The 17602-nt window shown below is 72.3% G+C and carries 18 protein-coding genes; 8 read left to right on the top strand and 10 right to left on the bottom strand.

Features of this window, described 5'->3' with window-relative positions; all coding sequences use genetic code 11:
- Positions 1-5: 5 nt before the first annotated feature.
- The 6 genes from FHS22_RS22165 to FHS22_RS22140 form a co-directional block, all read right to left on the bottom strand.
- Positions 6-971 (bottom strand): ROK family protein, encoded by a 966-nt coding sequence (locus FHS22_RS22165; RefSeq protein ID WP_184944404.1) that lies wholly within the window; start codon positions 969-971, stop codon positions 6-8.
- Between the two features lie 145 nt (positions 972-1116).
- The gene (locus tag FHS22_RS22160) at positions 1117-1434 is read right to left on the bottom strand and encodes a hypothetical protein (protein ID WP_184944402.1); all 318 of its coding nucleotides are present in this window, start codon (positions 1432-1434) and stop codon (positions 1117-1119) included.
- Positions 1435-1492: 58 nt separating this feature from the next.
- Positions 1493-1966 (bottom strand): peroxiredoxin, encoded by a 474-nt coding sequence (locus FHS22_RS22155; protein WP_184944401.1) that lies wholly within the window; start codon positions 1964-1966, stop codon positions 1493-1495.
- A gap of 94 nt (positions 1967-2060) precedes the next feature.
- Positions 2061-2489 (bottom strand): DUF3052 domain-containing protein, encoded by a 429-nt coding sequence (locus tag FHS22_RS22150; RefSeq protein WP_184944399.1) that lies wholly within the window; start codon positions 2487-2489, stop codon positions 2061-2063.
- A gap of 123 nt (positions 2490-2612) precedes the next feature.
- Complete coding sequence (locus tag FHS22_RS22145; protein WP_184944397.1) at positions 2613-3020, bottom strand: secondary thiamine-phosphate synthase enzyme YjbQ; 408 nt, start codon at positions 3018-3020, stop codon at positions 2613-2615.
- 10 nt (positions 3021-3030) lie between these two features.
- Positions 3031-3225 carry a DUF1918 domain-containing protein gene (locus FHS22_RS22140; protein ID WP_184944395.1) on the bottom strand — a complete coding sequence of 65 codons (195 nt, stop codon included), beginning with the start codon at positions 3223-3225 and terminating at the stop codon, positions 3031-3033.
- Positions 3226-3480: 255 nt separating this feature from the next.
- Here FHS22_RS22140 and aceE point away from each other — a divergent pair, with 255 nt between their 5' ends.
- Together aceE and FHS22_RS22130 are read left to right on the top strand one after the other, a co-directional pair.
- Positions 3481-6231 (top strand): pyruvate dehydrogenase (acetyl-transferring), homodimeric type, encoded by a 2751-nt coding sequence (gene aceE / locus FHS22_RS22135; RefSeq protein WP_184944393.1) that lies wholly within the window; start codon positions 3481-3483, stop codon positions 6229-6231.
- A gap of 168 nt (positions 6232-6399) precedes the next feature.
- Complete coding sequence (locus FHS22_RS22130) at positions 6400-7938, top strand: alpha/beta hydrolase (protein WP_184944391.1); 1539 nt, start codon at positions 6400-6402, stop codon at positions 7936-7938.
- A 99-nt stretch (positions 7939-8037) separates the two neighbouring features.
- Here FHS22_RS22130 and FHS22_RS22125 read toward each other — a convergent pair whose 3' ends face one another.
- A complete protein-coding gene (locus FHS22_RS22125; RefSeq protein WP_184944389.1) occupies positions 8038-9849 on the bottom strand; it encodes a bifunctional serine/threonine-protein kinase/glutamate ABC transporter substrate-binding protein in 1812 nt (603 codons plus the stop codon).
- An 81-nt stretch (positions 9850-9930) separates the two neighbouring features.
- Positions 9931-11202: an amidohydrolase family protein gene (locus tag FHS22_RS22120; protein WP_221473947.1), complete on the bottom strand. Its 1272-nt coding sequence runs from the start codon at positions 11200-11202 to the stop codon at positions 9931-9933.
- Positions 11203-11276: 74 nt separating this feature from the next.
- On the opposite strand from FHS22_RS22120, the gene FHS22_RS22115 reads away from it, so the two are divergent.
- Positions 11277-11825: a MarR family winged helix-turn-helix transcriptional regulator gene (locus tag FHS22_RS22115; RefSeq protein WP_184944386.1), complete on the top strand. Its 549-nt coding sequence runs from the start codon at positions 11277-11279 to the stop codon at positions 11823-11825.
- Here FHS22_RS22115 and FHS22_RS22110 read toward each other — a convergent pair.
- The gene (locus tag FHS22_RS22110; protein ID WP_184944385.1) at positions 11797-12180 is read right to left on the bottom strand and encodes a VOC family protein; all 384 of its coding nucleotides are present in this window, start codon (positions 12178-12180) and stop codon (positions 11797-11799) included. The two genes, FHS22_RS22115 and FHS22_RS22110, sit on opposite strands and share 29 nt — an antisense overlap.
- Positions 12181-12257: 77 nt before the next feature.
- Positions 12258-12959, bottom strand: coding sequence for a helix-turn-helix transcriptional regulator (locus FHS22_RS22105; RefSeq protein ID WP_184944383.1), 702 nt, complete (start codon positions 12957-12959; stop codon positions 12258-12260).
- A 143-nt stretch (positions 12960-13102) separates the two neighbouring features.
- On the opposite strand from FHS22_RS22105, the gene FHS22_RS22100 reads away from it, so the two are divergent.
- From FHS22_RS22100 to FHS22_RS22080, 5 genes are all read left to right on the top strand, one after another.
- Positions 13103-13516 carry a hypothetical protein gene (locus FHS22_RS22100; protein ID WP_221473945.1) on the top strand — a complete coding sequence of 138 codons (414 nt, stop codon included), beginning with the start codon at positions 13103-13105 and terminating at the stop codon, positions 13514-13516.
- 11 nt (positions 13517-13527) lie between these two features.
- On the top strand, positions 13528-14688 hold the full coding sequence (locus tag FHS22_RS22095) for a glutathionylspermidine synthase family protein (RefSeq protein ID WP_184944381.1): 1161 nt from the start codon (positions 13528-13530) through the stop codon (positions 14686-14688).
- A gap of 102 nt (positions 14689-14790) precedes the next feature.
- Positions 14791-15270 (top strand): DUF350 domain-containing protein, encoded by a 480-nt coding sequence (locus FHS22_RS22090; RefSeq protein ID WP_184944379.1) that lies wholly within the window; start codon positions 14791-14793, stop codon positions 15268-15270.
- 96 nt (positions 15271-15366) lie between these two features.
- Positions 15367-16476: a PucR family transcriptional regulator gene (locus FHS22_RS22085; RefSeq protein ID WP_184944468.1), complete on the top strand. Its 1110-nt coding sequence runs from the start codon at positions 15367-15369 to the stop codon at positions 16474-16476.
- Between the two features lie 117 nt (positions 16477-16593).
- Entirely contained in the window at positions 16594-17550 is a 957-nt protein-coding gene (locus tag FHS22_RS22080) for an ACP S-malonyltransferase (RefSeq protein WP_184944377.1), read from the top strand.
- Positions 17551-17602 lie beyond the last annotated feature (52 nt).

Here is a 17602-nt window from a genome sequence, read left to right as displayed (position 1 = left end):
CAACTTTACGACACCACCGGGGTTCTCGGCACATCGGGCGACCATGACGCGCCCGCGTCCGGGACTCCGGCCGCGCGCCAGCCCAGCAGCGCGGCGCCGAGCATGCCCGCGCCCACCCCGAGGACGGCCCGGCGCAGCGGGGGCGCCTCGCGGAAGGCCAGGCGCTTGGCGAGGCGTACGGCCAGCGGGTCGGACAGGAGGGGGCCGGCCTCGGCCAGGCCGCCGCCCAGGACGATCGCGGAGGGGTCCAGCAGGAGCGTGTAGGTGGCCAGCGCCAGGGAGAGCGCCTCGACGGCCTCCTCCCACACCTCCGCCGCCACCGGGTCTCCGTCGGCGGTCAGCGCGGCGACCTGCTCGGCCGTGGCGGAGGCGCCGGCGCGGGCGGAGTAGCGGCGGCCGACGGCCGAGGCGGAGGCGTAGGTCTCCAGGCAGCCGATCTGGCCGCAGGCGCACGCCTCGCCGTCGGGGAAGACCGGGATGTGGCCGATCTCGCCGCCCCAGCCGGAGGTCCCGCCGTACGGCGCGCCGCCGATGATCATCGCGCCCGCGATGCCGGTGCCGATGGGCAGGAACAGGAAGTCGGAGAGCTCCCGCCCGGCGCCGAGCACGCTCTCGGCCAGGCCGCCGGTCCGCACGTCGTGGCCGAGCAGGACGGGGACGTCCAGCGGGACGAGATCGGTCGCGGGGACGTCGCGCCAGCCGAGGTTGGCGGCGTACAGGGCGGTGGCGGTCGCGTCGTCGACGAGGCCCGGTACGGCGATGCCCACGGCGGCGGGCCCGGTGCCGAGGGCCGCGGCGCCACGGTCGGCCAGGTCGCCGACGAAGGAGCGGATGGCGGCGACCACGCCCGCCGGGCCGCCCTCGGCGCCGGTGGGGCGGCGGCCGGTCGCGGCGATCTCACCGGACCCGGTGACGATTCCGCCCTTCATCGAGGTGCCCCCGACGTCGACGGCCACCACGTAGTCGCTCATCCAGCCCCTCATCACGGTCGCGGCGCGGGAACGCCCGGTCCGGGGAGGGCGGCGCGAGATCCCGGCCGCCCGCCCTTTTTGTGCCGACTTACCCTAACCCAGCGGGAGGGCGACGGTCATCGGCCCGCCGCGCCGTACCGGGGTCTCAGGCGTGCGAGGTCAGGCGGCCGAGCACGCGGTCCAGTGCCGCCGCGACCTCGTCGGCCAGCCCGTCGGGCCGCTGGGGGCTCTCCGGGCGCCGCCCGGCGAGCCGTACGGCACCGCAGGACCGGCACTCCACCTCGCCGAGCCGGCAGATGAGCGCGCTCGAGCCGCACGAGCCGCAGGCGTCGAGGTCCAGGTCGTGCGTGCGCTGGCAGTCCGGGCAGATGAGCACCTGGATCTCCCGGCGCACCCCGCGCTTCCACGGGCTCGCGCCACGGACCGGGTCGGTCTGCCGGGCCCCGCACGAGAAGCAGGGCATGATCGCCTCCGAGGATCGAGACCGGTGGACGCCGGATGCGCGTCCGCCGGATCACTGCTTAGGACACTTGGGGCACCGGGAAGAGGCCGGCGAGCGCCTGGCGGTACTCGGCGACGTCGCGTGCCTGCGCGGCCGGGTTCACGACGCGCCAGCGGACCATGCCCTCGCCGTCGATGATGAAAGTGCCCCGCCGCGCGACGCCCTTTTCGTCATCGAATACACCGTACGCCCGGGCCACCTGTCCGTGCGGCCAGAAGTCGGAGAGCATGGAGAACCCGTACCCCTCCCGGTCGGCCCAGGCGCGCTGGGCGAACACCGAGTCGACGGAGACGGCGAGCAGGCGCACGTCCCGCGGCAGGCCGGGGACGAACTCGTCGCGGAGTGCGGAGAGCTCGCCGTGGCAGACGCCGCTGAAGGCGAGTGGGTAGAAGACCAGCACGACCGCGCCGCCCCGGTGGTCCGAGAGCCGGACCGGGGTGCCGTGCTGGTCCCTCAGCTCGAAGTCCGGAGCCGGGGATCCCACCTCGACCATGTTCGCCGGTCCTTTCACGCCGATGACGGGCGGACGCCATCATCCTGCCGTACGGCTCGCGCGAGCCGTACGGCAGGGCGGGCGCGCCGGTCCCCTACCGGCGCGCCTTGGGCGTGGCCAGCCGCGTTCCCGACCAGTCGGGGGCGGCGCCGATGCTGCTGGTCTGGGAGAGACCCGCGGTCGTGGCGTCCTCGCCGATGTCGCTGGGCTCGACGTGTCCTTCCCTGCCGGCCTTGGGCGTGAGCAGCCAGATCTGGCCGCCGTCGGCCAGGTTGGGCACCGCGCTGCTCAGCGCGTCGAACAGATCGCCGTCCCCGTCGCGCCACCACAGCAGCACGACGTCGACGACGTCTTCGAAGTCCTCGTCGACCAGCTCGTTACCGGTCAGCTCCTCGATGGAGTCGCGCAGATCGTCGTCGGCGTCCTCATCCCAGCCGATCTCCTGCACCACCTGACCCGGCTTGAGGCCGAGTCGTTCGGCCAGGCTGCGTTCGCCCTGCGCCTGACCCGCGGTCGCGCTCACGTTTATCCCTCCTGCTTCGACGGCCCCGTCATCACACGGTGCTCACAGTGCTTCGGCACAGTCCACACGCTGTGACCCTCAGTCGTCAACGGTCGCCACGGCAACGACTGGGCTACGCATGAATTAGTCCGACAAAAATGACAGACGGACCTGGCGTTCCCTGTTGTCCACGTTGAGGTCCACCACGGCGATGGCCTGCCAGGTGCCGAGTGCGAGCCGCCCGGACAGGACCGGGACGGTGGCGTACGGAGGGATGAGGGCCGGCATGACGTGCGAGCGCCCGTGCCCCCGGGATCCGTGCGCGTGCTTCCACCGGTCGTCGGCGGGGAGCAGGTCCGACAGGGCCGCGAGGAGGTCGTCGTCGCTGCCCGAGCCGAGCTCGATCAGCGCGATCCCCGCGGTCGCGTGCGGCACGAAGACGTGCAGCAGGCCGTCGCCCCCGCAGAGGCGGGCGAAGCTCTCGCACTCGGAGGTGATGTCGTGCACCCGCTCGCGGGAGCCCGTCACCACCTCGATCGTCTGAGATCTCACATCCCGAATCCTACGATCCGCGCTGCGCCGGGACGACGACCGCGTCCGGGCCGGGGAAGAGCAGGCCGGTGTGGCCGTCCTCGAAGCGCACCAGGTAGGGGGGCTCACCCCCGTCCCCGCGCACCTCGACGATCTCTCCTCTCTGGTCGCCCTGACCGGTCGTACGGCTGTGGACCAGGATCCGGTCGCCTACCGTCGCGTTCATTCCTGTACCTCCCTCCGAACAGGACGAGTCCTGCTCCTTCCAGGTTCGTACCCAGGCGCCCTCCAGAAAAGAGCGGCCCCGGTGTTACCTTGGATGGTGATTCGTCCTACCATCGGTGGTCTAGGCCACTTCTCTCCCCCTGCCAGCAGGGACATCATGGTTACCGGTCAGTAGAGATGCACTTTCCGGGGTAAGAGACCAGGATGGAAGACGACCTACACCAGACAAAAGTCCATTCTCGGAAGGCGAGACCCAGTGGCTTCCGGACGCCAGCGTTTCTCGGTCATCAGCGACGGCCTACCCAGTCAGCTCCCTGATGTCGACCCCAGCGAGACCCAGGAGTGGCTCGAGTCGCTCGACAACGTCATCAAGACGGAGGGTCGCACTCGGGCGCGTTACCTGATGCTCAGACTGTTGGAGCGGGCCCGCGAGCGCCAGGTCGGCGTGCCCGGCCTGCGCAGCACCGACTACATCAACACCATCCCCCCGGAGCGCGAGCCCTGGTTCCCCGGCGATGAGCACATCGAGCGGCGGATCCGCGCCTACATCCGGTGGAACGCCGCGGTCATGGTGACCCGGGCCAACGCCCGCACCAACGTCGGCGGCCACATCGCCACCTACGCCTCGGCCGCGTCGCTCTACGAGGTGGGCTTCAACCACTTCTTCCGCGGCAAGGACCACGGCGAGTCCGGCGACCAGGTCTTCTTCCAGGGCCACGCCGCACCGGGCATCTACGCCCGCGCGTTCCTGGAGGGCCGCCTCAACGAAGGCCAGCTCGACGCCTTCCGCCAGGAGCTGTCGCACGGGTTCAAGGGCCTGCCCTCCTACCCGCACCCGCGCCTCATGCCGGACTTCTGGGAGTTCCCCACGGTCTCCATGGGCCTCGGCCCGATCGGCGCGATCTACCAGGCCCGGTTCAACCGCTACCTGCTGAACCGGCAGATGAAGGACACCAGCCGCAGCCACGTCTGGTGCTTCCTCGGCGACGGCGAGATGGACGAGCCGGAGTCGCTCGGCGCGATCGGCCTGGCCGCCCGCGAGGAGCTCGACAACCTCACGTTCGTCATCAACTGCAACCTGCAGCGCCTCGACGGCCCGGTACGCGGCAACGGAAAGATCATCCAGGAGCTGGAGTCCTACTTCCGCGGCGCCGGCTGGAACGTCATCAAGGTCGTCTGGGGCCGCGACTGGGACCCGCTGCTCGCCGCCGACGTCGACGGCGTGCTCGTCAACCAGATGAACACCACCCCCGACGGCCAGTTCCAGACCTACTCCGTCGAGACCGGCGGGTACATCCGCGAGAACTTCTTCGGCGGCGACCCGCGCCTGCGCAAGATGGTCGAGCACCTGTCCGACGACGACATCCGCAAGCTCTCGCGGGGCGGCCACGACTACCGCAAGGTCTACGCGGCCTTCAAGGCGGCCCGCGAGCACGTCGGCCAGCCGACGGTCATCCTCGCCCAGACCATCAAGGGCTGGACGCTCGGCAAGGACTTCGAGGCGCGCAACGCGACGCACCAGATGAAGAAGATGTCCAAGGCCGAGCTGAAGGAGTTCCGCGACCGGCTCTACCTGCCGATCCCGGACTCGGCGCTCGACGCCGACCTGCCGCCGTACTTCCACCCGGGCGAGAACGACCCCGAGATCGCCTACATGAAGGAGCGCCGCGCGGCCCTGGGCGGCGTCCTGCCCAAGCGCGTGGTCCGCGCCAAGCCGATCACGCTCCCGGGCGACGCGGCCTACGCGCAGCTCAAGAAGGGCTCCGGCAAGCAGAACGTCGCCACCACCATGGCCTTCGTCCGCCTGCTCAAGGACCTCATCCGCGACAAGGAGATCGGCCACCGGTTCGTGCCGATCATCCCGGACGAGGCCCGCACCTTCGGCCTCGACGCGATCTTCCCGACCGCGAAGATCTACTCGCCGCACGGCCAGACCTACGAGGCCGTGGACCGGGAGCTGCTGCTGTCCTACAAGGAGTCGACCGAGGGTCAGATCCTGCACGAGGGCATCAGCGAGGCCGGATCGATGGCCTCCCTCGTCGCCGCCGGCACGGCCTACGCCACGCACGGCGAGCACATGATCCCGATCTACATCTTCTACTCGATGTTCGGCTGGCAGCGCACCGGCGACCAGATGTGGCAGCTCGGCGACCAGATGGGCCGGGGCTTCCTGCTCGGCGCCACCGCGGGCCGCACGACCCTGAACGGCGAGGGCCTGCAGCACGAGGACGGCCACACCCCGCTGATCGCCTCGACCAACCCGGCGGCGGTCTCCTACGACCCGTCCTGGGCGTTCGAGATCGGCCACATCGTCCGCGACGGCCTGCGCCGGATGTACGGCGAGCGGCCGGAGGACGTCTTCTACTACCTGACCGTCTACAACGAGCCCTACCTCCAGCCCGCAGAGCCGGAGAACCTCGACGTGGACGGCCTGCTGAAGGGCCTCTACCGGTTCGCCCCCGCACCCGCCGGGGTCTCCGGCCCGAAGGCCAACATCCTGGTCTCCGGCGTGGCCGGACCGTGGGCGATGGAGGCCCAGCGCATGCTCGCCGAGGACTGGGGCGTGGCGGCCGAGGTCTGGTCGGCCACCTCCTGGTCGGAGCTGCGCCGCGAGGCGCTGGCCGCCGAGGAGCACAACCTGCTCAACCCCGACGCCGAGCAGCGCGTGCCGTACGTGACCCGGGCGCTCTCGCAGGCCCAGGGCCCGTTCGTGGGCGTCAGCGACTACATGCGCGCGGTGCAGGACCAGATCGCCCAGTGGGTCCCGGGCGACTGGACCTCGCTCGGCACCGACGGCTTCGGCCTGTCGGACACCCGCTCGGCGCTGCGCCGCCACTTCCACGTGGACGCGGCCTCGATCACCCTGGCCGTGCTCACCCAGCTCGCCCGGCGCGGCGAGGTGGACGCGGAGGTGCTGCGCGAGGCCATCTCCAGGTACCACCTGAAGAACGGCGTGACCGAGGCCGGCGGCGCCGAGAGCAACGACACCCAGTCCATGGGCCTCTGAGACGTCCATGGGCTTCCGAGACGCCCGCGGAGACTGAAAAGTCCGCGGCTTTCGGAGAACCGGCCGGGCGGGGCCTTCGATTCGAAGGCCCCGCCCGGTTAGGGTTGAATCACTTCCCCTGCGAGCGATTGCGCACGTTCCCAAACGACTCAGAGGGGGCACACCACCGTGCGAAGGATTCCGGCGGCCGCCGCGGCGGCGCTCCTGACCGCCGCGCTGGCCGCGTGCAGCGGCTCGGGCGACCCCGGCGGCAACGGCGGCGCCGCACCGGCCACCACGGCGCCGGGCGGGCCCGAGCGGGGTGCGATCTCCTGGGAGACCTGCACCGACATCAAGCGCCCCGACGGGCAGGGGCCCGCGACGCCGGACCCGAACCTGCAGTGCGGAACGCTGGCCGTCCCCCTCGACTACGCGAAACCCGGCGGCGAGACGATCGACATCGCCCTCGTCCGGGTCAAGGCCACCGGCCCCGGGGCGCGCATCGGCTCCCTGCTCTTCAACTTCGGCGGCCCCGGCGGCTCCGGCGTCGACACTCTGGCCCAGGCCGCCAAGTCGTTCGGCAGCCTCGGCGGCCGGTACGACCTGGTCAGCTTCGACCCGCGCGGGGTGGAGCGCAGCTCCGGCGTCCGGTGCGGCGGCAGCGAGCTGATGGACCGCTACACCTCCCTGGACAGCGTGCCCGGCGACGCGGCCGAGCGCACGGAGACCGAGCGGACCATCAAGGAGTTCGCCGACGCCTGCCAGAAGACCTCCGGCGAGGTCCTGCCGCACGTCGGCACCGTGAACGCCGCCCAGGACATGGACCGGATCCGCGAGGCGCTGGGCGACACGAAGCTCAACTACTTCGGCATGTCGTACGGCACGCAGCTCGGCGCCGTCTACGCCACGAAGTTCCCCGACCGGGTGGGCCGCTTCCTGCTGGACGCCCCGCTGGACCCGAGCGTCTCCATGGAGGAGCGCGCCCTGGTCCAGACGGCCGGCTTCCAGCGGGCCTACGAGTCCTTCCTGGCGGACTGCGTGAAGGACGGCCAGTGCGAGACCGGCGCCGACACGACCGTCGCGAACAAGAACGTCGACAAGCTCCTCGGCGACCTGGACGGCACTCCCCTCGCGGTCGGGGACCGGCGGCTCACCCAGGGGCTCGCGGTCACCGGCATCGCCGCCGCCCTCTACTCGGAGCTGAGCTGGCCCTTCCTCGACCAGGCGCTGGGCATGGCGATGAAGGGCGACGGCCGGGGGCTGCTGGCCCTGGCCGACAGCTACAACGGCCGCGACGCCGGCGGCTCCTACTCGACCATCATGAGCAGCTTCCCCGCGGTCAGCTGCCTGGACACCGCCGAGCGGCCGGACGCCGCGACGCTGGCCAGGACGGAGGCGGAGGCGCTGAAGATCTCTCCGCTGTTCGGCGGCGGCGGCATGGGGGTCATCTGCTCGGCCTGGCCGGTCCCGGGCGACGACGAGGCCATGAAGGTCGACGCCACCGGCTCGGCGCCGATCGTGGTCGTCGCCACGACCGGCGACCCCGCCACGCCGTACGAGTGGGGGCCGAAACTGACCGAGCAGCTCAAGACGGCCGTGCTGGTGACCCACAAGGGCGAGGGCCACGGCGCCTACCTGTCCGGCGAGGCCTGCGTGAAGAAGACAGTGGACACCTACCTGCTGGACGGGAAGGTCCCCGCGGAGGGGACCACCTGCCCCGGTTCCTGATTCCGGTCCCCGCGCGGCCCTCCGGCACGGTGCCCGCCGTCCGGGCGCCGATGTGCACGGGCGGCGGAGCGGGGCCGGCGGGCGCCTCCGGTCGCCGGACTAGCGGCAGGACTCCTGCCGGGGCCGCTTCGTCTCGTAGCGGAAGTCCACGGCGCCGAAGTGGCGGGCGAGCCGCGCCCTGACCGTCCCGTCGTCGTACATGGCGGTGATGATGTCGTTGATCCTCCGGCAGGCCACCGGGTCGCCCTGCCGGAGCGCCACGCCGTACCGCTCGTCGGTGAGCCTGGCGCCGACGATCCTGAGATCGCGCTGGCGGGCGCCGAACCCGGCGATCACCAGGTCGTCCCCGACCATGGCATCGGCGCTGCCGTCGGCCACCTTGGCCGCGCACTGGGACGAGTCGAACCTGTTGCCCGCCGCGTCCTCGTCGACGGTCCGGAAGTCGATGCCGTCGTCTCTGAGCGCCACGGCGGCCGAAGACCCCGCCGGAACGCAGACCTTCCTGCCGCGCAGGTGCCCGGCCCTGGTGATCCCCGAACCGGCGCGGACCAGGATGTCCCGGTGCGCCAGGTAGTACGGCCCGGCGAAGGAGACCTGGGCGGCGCTGGCCCTGTTGATGGAGAAGGTGGCGATGACGAGGTCGACCCTGCCGTTCTCCAGCTTCGACTCGCGATCGCCGTAGCCGACGGGTACGAACGTCAGGCCGCCCTCGGGCACGTCCAGCTCCTCGGCGACGCGCCTGGCCACGTCGATCTCGAACCCCTCGGGGGGATCACCGAGGGCGATCTTGGGCAGGCCCGAGCGGTAGCCGACGCGCAGCTTCCCGGTCTCCCTGATCCGGTCGAGCAGGTCCGAGCCGGTGGGGACCGCCGGCGTCGGGCTCGGGCTCGTGGACGGGGCGGGCGTGGGCGAGGCCGTGGCGCCGTCGCCGAAGGTGGGGCCGAGCTGGACGAGGGCGAAGGCCGCGGCCAGGCCGGCGGCCGCGATCCCGCCCGCCAGCGCGGGCCGGCGCCGCCGGGCGGGCGGGCCGGGCCGGGTCAGGTCGGCCGTGGCCGCCTGGACGCCCTCGGCCAGCACCTCGTCGGAGACCTCGGCGTCCTGCGCGGGGTGGCCGAGCAGGCGCCGGAGCACCTCGCCGGCGGTGGGCCTGCGGGCCTGGTCCTTGTGCAGGCAGGCGGCGACGACGGGGCGCAGGCCCTCCGGGAGGGCGTCCAGGTCGGGCCGGTGGTTGACGACGCGGTTGAGCGTCGCCACGATCGTCTCCATCGCGAAGGGGGCCTTGCCGGTGGCGGTGAAGACCATGGTCGAGCCCCAGGCGAACACGTCCGCCGGGCAGCCGACCTCCTCCCCGGCGATCTGCTCGGGCGCCATGTAGGCGGGGGTTCCGACCGCGCGGGTGGTGATGGTCCCGCTCTCATCGATGATCTTCGCGATGCCGAAGTCGACGACCCGGGGGCCGTCGGCGGTCAGCAGCACGTTGTCCGGCTTGAAGTCGCGGTGCGCGATCCCGGCGTGGTGGATGGTGGTGAGCGCGGTGGCCGTGCCGATGGCGAGCCGCTCCAGCTCCTTGCCGGACAGCGGCCCGTCGCGCTCGACGACCTCGCGCAGCGACGGCCCGTCGATCAGCTCGCTGGCGATGTACGGCGTCTCGCCGTCGAGGTCGGCGTCGAGCACCCGGGCCGTGCAGAAGGCCTCCACGCGCCGGGCGGCGGCCAGCTCCCGCGCGAAGCGGGAACGGGCGTGGGCCATCCCGGTGAAGCGCACGTGCAGGAGCTTGACGGCGGCGCGCTCACCCTTCTCCGACTCCCCCAGGTAGACGACTCCCTGGCCGCCCTCCCCCAGCCTGCCCTTCAGCTCGTAGTCCCCCAGCCGCGGCGGGTCCCCCGGCCGCAGCGGTTCGATCTCTGGCATCGCCGGCCCCTCGTACTACGGCGTTTTGCCAGAACATTACACAGTGCGGAGGCGGGGCGGAGGCGGAGCGGGGCGCCGTCCTCACCGCGCCCCGGCCGCGCCCACTCCGGCGGCCGCGGCGACGCGGGCGGCGGAGCGGGAGGCGAGGGTGAGCGCCCGGGCCATGTCCGCGCGGAGCAGGCGCCCCCCGCGCTTGACGATCTCGCCGGCGACCAGCACGGTGTCCACGTTGGCCGGTCCGGCAGCGGTGACCACCGCGCCGATCGGGTCGTGGACGGGGGCGAGGTTGAGGGCGCCGGCGTTCAGCAGCACGACGTCGGCCTGCTTGCCGGGCCGCAGCGACCCGACCCGGTCCTGGAGGCCGAGCACGGCCGCGCCTTCCAGCGTGGCCATCCGCAGCACGTCAGAGCAGGTCAGAACGCCTCCTCCCATCCGCTCGGCGGCGAAGGCGGCGCGCATGGCGGAGAACAGGTCGCCCGGCGCGTTCGGCACCGTGTCGACGCCCAGGCCCGTCGGGATCCCCGCCGTGCGGAACCGGCCGGTCTCCGGGGCGCCGAAGCCCATCTGCATCTCCACGACCGGCGTCACCGAGGCCGTTCCGCCGCTGTCCGCGATGAACGTGACCGCCTGGTCGGTGAAGCCGTTGCCGTGCACGAACATGACGTCGGGGCCGAGCAGCCCGGCGCCGTGCAGCCATTCGACCGCCCCCTCCCCGGTCGCGTGCAGGCTGACGGGGAGGTCGAGCTCGCGCGCCAGCCGCCAGTCGGCCGCCGCCCCCGCCTCCGTCCCGTAGACCGGTCCCAGCGAGGCCAGGCCGGGGGTGACGAGGCCGTCCCTCCCGAGGAGCGAGGCGACCCGCCGTACCTCGTCGTCCCTGCGGGCGTCGGCGTCCGTACCGGGAGCGCCGTAGGCGAAGACCGCCCGGATGCCTGATTCGCGTAGAGCCTGGACCGCGGCGTCGGTGTGCTCGGGGGTGAGCTGGATGTGCGACCAGTCGTGGACCGTGGTGATCCCGCCGTCGAGCGCCTCCAGCGCGCCCCACAGGTTCCCCGCGTAGACGTCCTCGGCACGGTAGGCGGGGGCCAGCCGGCCCAGGACGAGACCGAGGTAGTCGTTCAGCGTCGCGTCGGCGGCGAGGGAGCGCAGGACGCTCTGCCAGACGTGCCGGTGGGTGTCGACGAGGCCCGGCATCACGATCATGCCCGAGGCGTCGAGCACCTCGGCGCCCGGCGCGTCGATCCCGGGCGCCACGGCGGCGATGAGGCCGTCCCGGACGAGCACGTCGGTCCCGGGCATGACGTGCGGCTCCGGCTCGGTGTCGATCACGGTTCCGCCGGTGATGAGGATGCTCACGGCATTCTCCTTTTGTGATAGCAATCGGAAAAGCTTTTACGAAAGCTAACAGATGGGAGAGCTATCCTCAATCCATGCCGAGCGGGAAGATGGACCACGTCGACGAGCTGGTCGCGGCCTGGCGCGCCGAGCTGCCGCAGGCGGCGACCGTCGAGCTGGAGATCGTCAAGCGCGTCGCGTGGCTGAAGGGCCGCCTCGGCGAGGTCACCCAGTCGGTGCTCGGCGAGCACGGCCTGACGTACGCCGACTTCGACGTCCTGGCGACGCTGCTGCGGTCGGGGACCCCCTACCGCCTCAAGCCCAGCCGCCTCGCCTCGAACTCGGCGCTCACCACCGGGGGCACGAGCAACATCCTGCAGCGGCTCACGGCGGCCGGGCTCGTCGAACGCGAGCCCGACCCCGCCGACGGCCGGAGCTCCTGGGTCCGGCTGACCCAGGAGGGCGTCCGGCTGACCGGGGAGCTCGTCGCGGCGACCACGGAGGCCAACGGCGTCCTGTTCGGGAACGTCCCCGCGGCGACCGCGCGAGCCCTGGCCGACCTCCTGCGCGAGGTGGTGCTGGCCCTGGGAGACGGGCCGGGGGCGGCCCCGCCCGCTACGCCCCGGCGGCGTTCGGCGGGGTGAAGACGCCGAACAGGTTGCCCGAGGCGTCGCGGATGTAGGCGAAGTCGGGGCCGTTCGGGTTGTCGAGCAGCTTGAAGACGACCTCGCCGCCCAGGCCCTCGGCCCGGGCGCAGGTGGCCGCGGTGTCGGCGACGACGACGGAGAAGACGCCGTGGCCGGGGAACTTCCCGCCGGTGCCGTACACGCCGCCCCGGGGGCCGTCGGCGCCCGGGTAGGAGATGAGGCGGTAGTCCATGCCGCCCTTGGCCGACTCCTCGTCGGCGGCGAAGGACCAGCCGAACAGCTCGCCGTAGAACTTCTCCGCGCCCTGCGGGTCGTCGGTGGCGATCTCGAACCAGGCGACAGTGTTGATCATCAGGTGTCCCTCCGGGGGTGATTTCCTCGAACACCTCTACGATGAACCGGCTCAGCGACAACCCTATGTCGGTGTTTTCACTCTATTTTCGGATTCTCGAAGGCGAGTCCGGGGAGCTTGGGCGAGAAGCTCTCCGGCGGGTGCTCGGGCGAGACCTCGTCGGTCTCCTCCGCCCGGGAGATCCGGTCGAGCCGGAAGACCCGCACGTCGCTGCGGTTGCGGCACCAGCCCACGAGATACCAGTGGCCGCCGCGGCCGCCGACGAAGACGCCGGGCTCCACCTCGCGCTCGGTGACCTGGCCCTTGGCGTCGGTGTAGCCGATCCGCAGGACGCGGCGGTGCAGCAGCGCCTGCTCGATCACCCGCGACACCCGGGGGTACGGCTCCGGCTCGACGAGCAGGTGCACCCGCGAGGCCAGGTCCCTGGCCCGGTCGCCCTCGGGCGGGGGCATCGCGGCGACCAGCTTGCGCAGGGCGCTGCGGGCGTGGAAGGCGAAGGGGTTGCCGGCGTTCTGACCGAGCGCCACCGCGACCGCGACCGCCTCGGCCGGGGTGAAGTTCAGCGGCGGCAGGGAGACCCTCTTGTCCAGGACGTAGCCGCCGCGCCGGCCCGGCTCGGCGTAGATGGGCACGCCCGACTGCTGGAGCGCGGAGATGTCGCGCTCGACCGTGCGGACGCTCACCTCGAACTTCTCGGCGAGCTCGCGCGCGGAGCGGCACCGGGGCGAGACGGCGCGCAGCTCCTCGACGAGTGCGTAGAGCCGGTCGGTACGGTTCACACCCTCGACGTTACGTCTCCCCACCGACAACCCCGGCGGCCCCGCTCCCGTCCGGGGCGGCCGGGAACCTCACAACATGGTCACGTAGTTGAACAGGGAAAACGGTATCGATACCCTGTCCTGACACTTCGCATAGGAGCCCGATGGCGCAGAAACACCCGATGGCGCAGCCCCCTCGCAAGCCCGACCCGCAGAAGAAGTCCGGCTCGAAGGCGTCCACGGTCATCACGCTCTCCACGATCGGGATCGTCGCCGTGGCGGTCATCGCCTCGTGCGCGGCCGACGACGACGACTACGCGGAGATCAGCGCCGACTGCGTCAACCTCGACAGCCGGCTGTCCGACGGCTCCTACGAGGTCGTCGACGAGGAATACTGCGACGACGACCGCTACCACGGGTCCCACGGCGCCTACGGCTGGTACTACGGCGGTTCCCGCAGCGGCACGCGCGTGCTGAAGGGCAGCACCGTCAGGCCCTCCGACGTCGGCATCGTCAGCCGCAAGGGCACCGTGATCCAGAGCGGCGGCTTCGGCGGCCGCGGCGGATCCGGCGGCTGACCCGCCGCCCGATGAGACGCGAGTCCTCGCTCCCCCGCGACGGCTGGGAGCACATCATCGAGAGCCAGGGCCTGGCCTACCACCGCTCGGCGCACCCCGGCGGTCTCGACCGCCCCTACTGGGACGAGAGCGCGCACTACGTCTTCTCCATGGACGAGGTCCTGGCCCTGGAGGAGCAGGTCGAGGAGCTGCACCGGATGTGCCTGCACGCGGTGGAGCACGTCGTCGAGACCGGCCGCTACGCCGACTTCGCCGTCCCCGGGTGGGTCGGGCCGGAGATCGCCCGCTCCTGGGAGCGGCGCGACCCGCACCTGTTCGGCCGGTTCGACCTGCGCTACGACGGGACCGGCCCGGCCAAGCTGCTGGAGTACAACGCCGACACCCCGACCAGCCTGCTGGAGAGCTCGGTCGTGCAGTGGTTCTGGCTCAAGGACCGCTACCCGGACGACGACCAGTGGAACTCCATCCACGAGCGGCTGGTCGAGCGCTGGCGGCGGATCGCGGAGAACCTCCCCACCGGTCCCGCCCACTTCGCCTGGACCGCCATGGACGCCAGCGGCGAGGAGGCGATGACGGTCGCCTACCTCCAGGAGACCGCCGGCCTCGCCGGGCTCACGACGGTGGCGGTCGCCATGGAGGACATCGGCTGGGACAGCCTCAACCTCCGGTTCGTGGACGAGGAGCGCCGCGTGATCCGCACGCTCTGCAAGCTCTACCCGTGGGAGTGGGTGGTCGCCGACCCGTTCGGGGACCGGGCCGTGCGCCAGCAGGTCTCGATGACCTGGATCGAGCCGCTGTGGAAGATGCTCCTGTCGAACAAGGCGCTGCTCGCCGTCCTGTGGGAGCTGTACCCGGACCACCCGAACCTGCTGCCCGCCTACCTCGACGGCCCCCGCGACCTGCCGGCGCACATCGCCAAGCCCCTGCTGGGCAGGGAGGGCGCGAGCATGCGGATCACCGGCCCGGACGGCGAGATCGCCACCGGCGGAGACTACGGCGCCGAGGGCTACGTCCACCAGGCGTTCGAGGCGCTGCCCGCCTTCGACGGCAGGCGGCCGGTGCTCGGCGCCTGGGTGGTCTGCGACGAGTCCGCCGGGCTCGGCATCCGCGAGACCTCGGGTCTGATCACCGACGACACGTCGTCCTTCGTCCCGCACCGCATCGAGCTGTGAGGGCCGTATCGTGACGCCCGCACCCGTTCCCCGGCCACCGGACCCCGGCAGCCGGCCGCTGGACCCGCAGAACACCGACCCTCAGAGCCCGGAGAGAGCCATATGAGTCCCAGCCCGCAGCCCGCGCCGGTCGACGTCGAGACCGTCACCGTCTCGCTCGCCGAGACCCTCGGCCGAGGCTCACTCGCCATCGCCTGCTACGCCGTACTCGGCCTGGTCCTGCTGATCGTCGGCTTCTACGTGCTCGACCTGGCCATCCCCGGGAAGCTCAGCCAGCTGATCAAGACCGACCGCAACCCCAACGCCACCCTGCTCACCTCCTCCGGGCTGGCCGCCGTCGGCCTGATCATCGCGGCCTCCATCTGGTCCTCGGGCGGCGCGCTGCACGAGGGGCTGCTGGCCACCCTGGTGTTCGGCCTGGTCGGCATCGCCGTGCAGACGGTGGCGATGGTCGCCTTCGACAAGGTCGTCGGGATCTCCGTCCGCGAGCTGGTCGCCGAGCGCGAGCTGCAGCCCGGCGCCCGCCTGCTCGCCGTCACCCACCTGGCCATCGGCCTGATCACCGCCGTCGCCGTGATCTAGGAACCGGGCGCGGGCCGTGCATCTCCGGCGACCTGGCACTCTTATTGCGTGAACGATCGGATCCGCGAGGACACCACGCGCAGGCTTGAGCGGGCCATGGGCTCCCTGGGGACGGCCGCCATGGCCCGGATGGACGACCGGCTGCCGTGGTTCCGCGCCCTGTCCGCCGAGGACAGGTCCTGGGTCGGGCTGGTCGCCCAGGCCGGGATCGCCGCGTTCGTGGAGTGGTTCCAGCACGCCGGAGAAGGACGGCCCACGCCGAGCATCGAGTTCTTCGGCACCGCGCCCCGCGAGCTGAAGCGGTCCATCTCCCTGCAGCAGACCGTGGACATCGTCCGGATCGTGGTCGAGGTGGTCGAGGCGCAGACCGGGGACCTGGCCGCGCCGGGCGGGGAGGACCAGCTCCAGCAGGCGATGCTCCGCTACACGCGGGACGTCGCCTTCGCCGCCGCGCACGTCTACGCCCGCGAGGCCGAGGCGCGCGGGGCGTGGGACGCGCGCCTGGAGGCGCTGATCGTGGACGCCCTGGTCCGCGGCGAGGTGGACGACGGGCTGCACTCCTGGGCCGCCGCACTGGGCTGGACGTCCTCGCCGGTGGTCGTGCTCGCCGGGCGGGCGCCCGACGACGACCCGCAGGCGGTGATCGACGGGCTGCGCGACCGGGGCCGCCGGGCCGGCATGGACATGCTGGCCGGGGTCCAGGGCGACCAGCTGATCGTGATCGTGGGCGGGGCCGACAGCGTCAGCGCGGCGGCCAGGCACGTGGTGCCGCGCTTCGGGCCCGGCCCGATCGTGATCGGCCCGGAGGTCGGCGACCTGCACACGGCGGCGAGCTCGGCGCGGGCCGCGATCGCCGGGCTGCGCGCCGCCGCCGGCTGGCCGGACGCGCCCCGGCCGGTCCACGCCGAGGACCTGCTCGCCGAGCGGGCCATCGACGGCGACGAGGACGCCAGGGCCCAGCTGGTCGAGAACGTCTACCTGCCCCTGGTGGGCACCCCGCTCCTCGACACGCTCGCGACCTACCTGGAGCAGGGCACGTCCCTGGAGGCGACCGCCCGGCTGCTCTTCGTGCACCCGAACACGGTGCGCTACCGTCTGCGTAAGATCACCGAGCTGACCGGCTACCAGCCGACGGAGGGCCGCTCGGCCTTCACCCTGCAGGTGGGCCTCATCCTCGGGCGCCTGGCGGAGACGGTCGCGACCTGATCTCCCATACTTAACGTCTGCGAAACCTTCCCTGTAGGTTCCCTACAAAAGATTCCGGACAATGTTCATCCGGATCTCTATCCGTGTGGCGGACCTCTACAGGGCAGGCTGGTTTTCGTGCTCGTCATCGTCGCTCCGGGCCAAGGCGCCCAGACCCCAGGTTTCCTCACTCCGTGGCTCGAGATACCGGGCCTGGCGGACCGGCTGTCCGCGTGGTCCGAGGTGACCGGGCTCGACCTGATCGCCTACGGGACCACCGCGGACGCGGACGAGATCCGCGACACCGCCGTGGCCCAGCCGCTGCTCGTGGCCGCCGGACTGGCCGCCGCCGAGGCGCTCGGGGTGCTGCCCGCCCCGGACCGTGACTCCGGTGCGGACGGTGGCTCCGGTACGGTCGCAGGCCGAGGTGCCGGGCTGGTGGCGGGCCACAGCGTCGGCGAGCTGACCGCCGCCGTGCTCGCCGGGGTCCTCACCCCCGAGCAGGCGCTCACCCTCGTCCGCGAGCGGGGCCGGGCCATGGCCGAGGCCGCCGCGGTCACCGAGACCGGCATGGTCGCGGTGCTCGGCGGGGTCGAGGACGACGTGCTCGCCGCGATCGACAAGCACGGGCTCACCCCGGCCAACATCAACGGCGCCGGCCAGATCGTGGCCGGCGGCACCACGGAGCGGCTCGCGGACTTCACCGCCGAGCCTCCGGCCCGGGCCCGGCTGATCCCGCTCTCGGTCGCCGGAGCGTTCCACACCGCGCACATGGCCCCGGCCGTCGAGCGCCTGCGCGCGGCCGCCGCCTCGGTCACCCCCCGGGACCCGTCCGTCACGCTGCTGTCCAACGCGGACGGCGCGGCGGTCGGCGGCGGGGCCGACTTCATGGAGCGGATGATCGACCAGGTCGCCAACCCCGTGCGCTGGGACGCCTGCATGGCCGCGATGGCCGAGCGGGGCGCCACCGCGATGATCGAGCTGCTGCCCGGCGGGACCCTCACCGGCCTGGCCAAGCGGGCACTGCGCGGGGTCACGGCGGTCGCGCTGAAGACGCCCGCCGACCTGGACGCGGCCCGGGACCTCCTCCCGTGACCCGGCGCGCACCGGCAGACGGCGGCCCGGCGGGGGCCGGGCACCACCACGC

Source organism: Thiemannella venezuelensis (assembly GCF_014203605.1).
In the GTDB taxonomy this organism is placed as follows: Bacteria; Actinomycetota; Actinomycetes; order Streptosporangiales; family Streptosporangiaceae; genus Planomonospora_A; species Planomonospora_A venezuelensis.
This window is presented reverse-complemented; position numbering and strand designations above follow the sequence as displayed.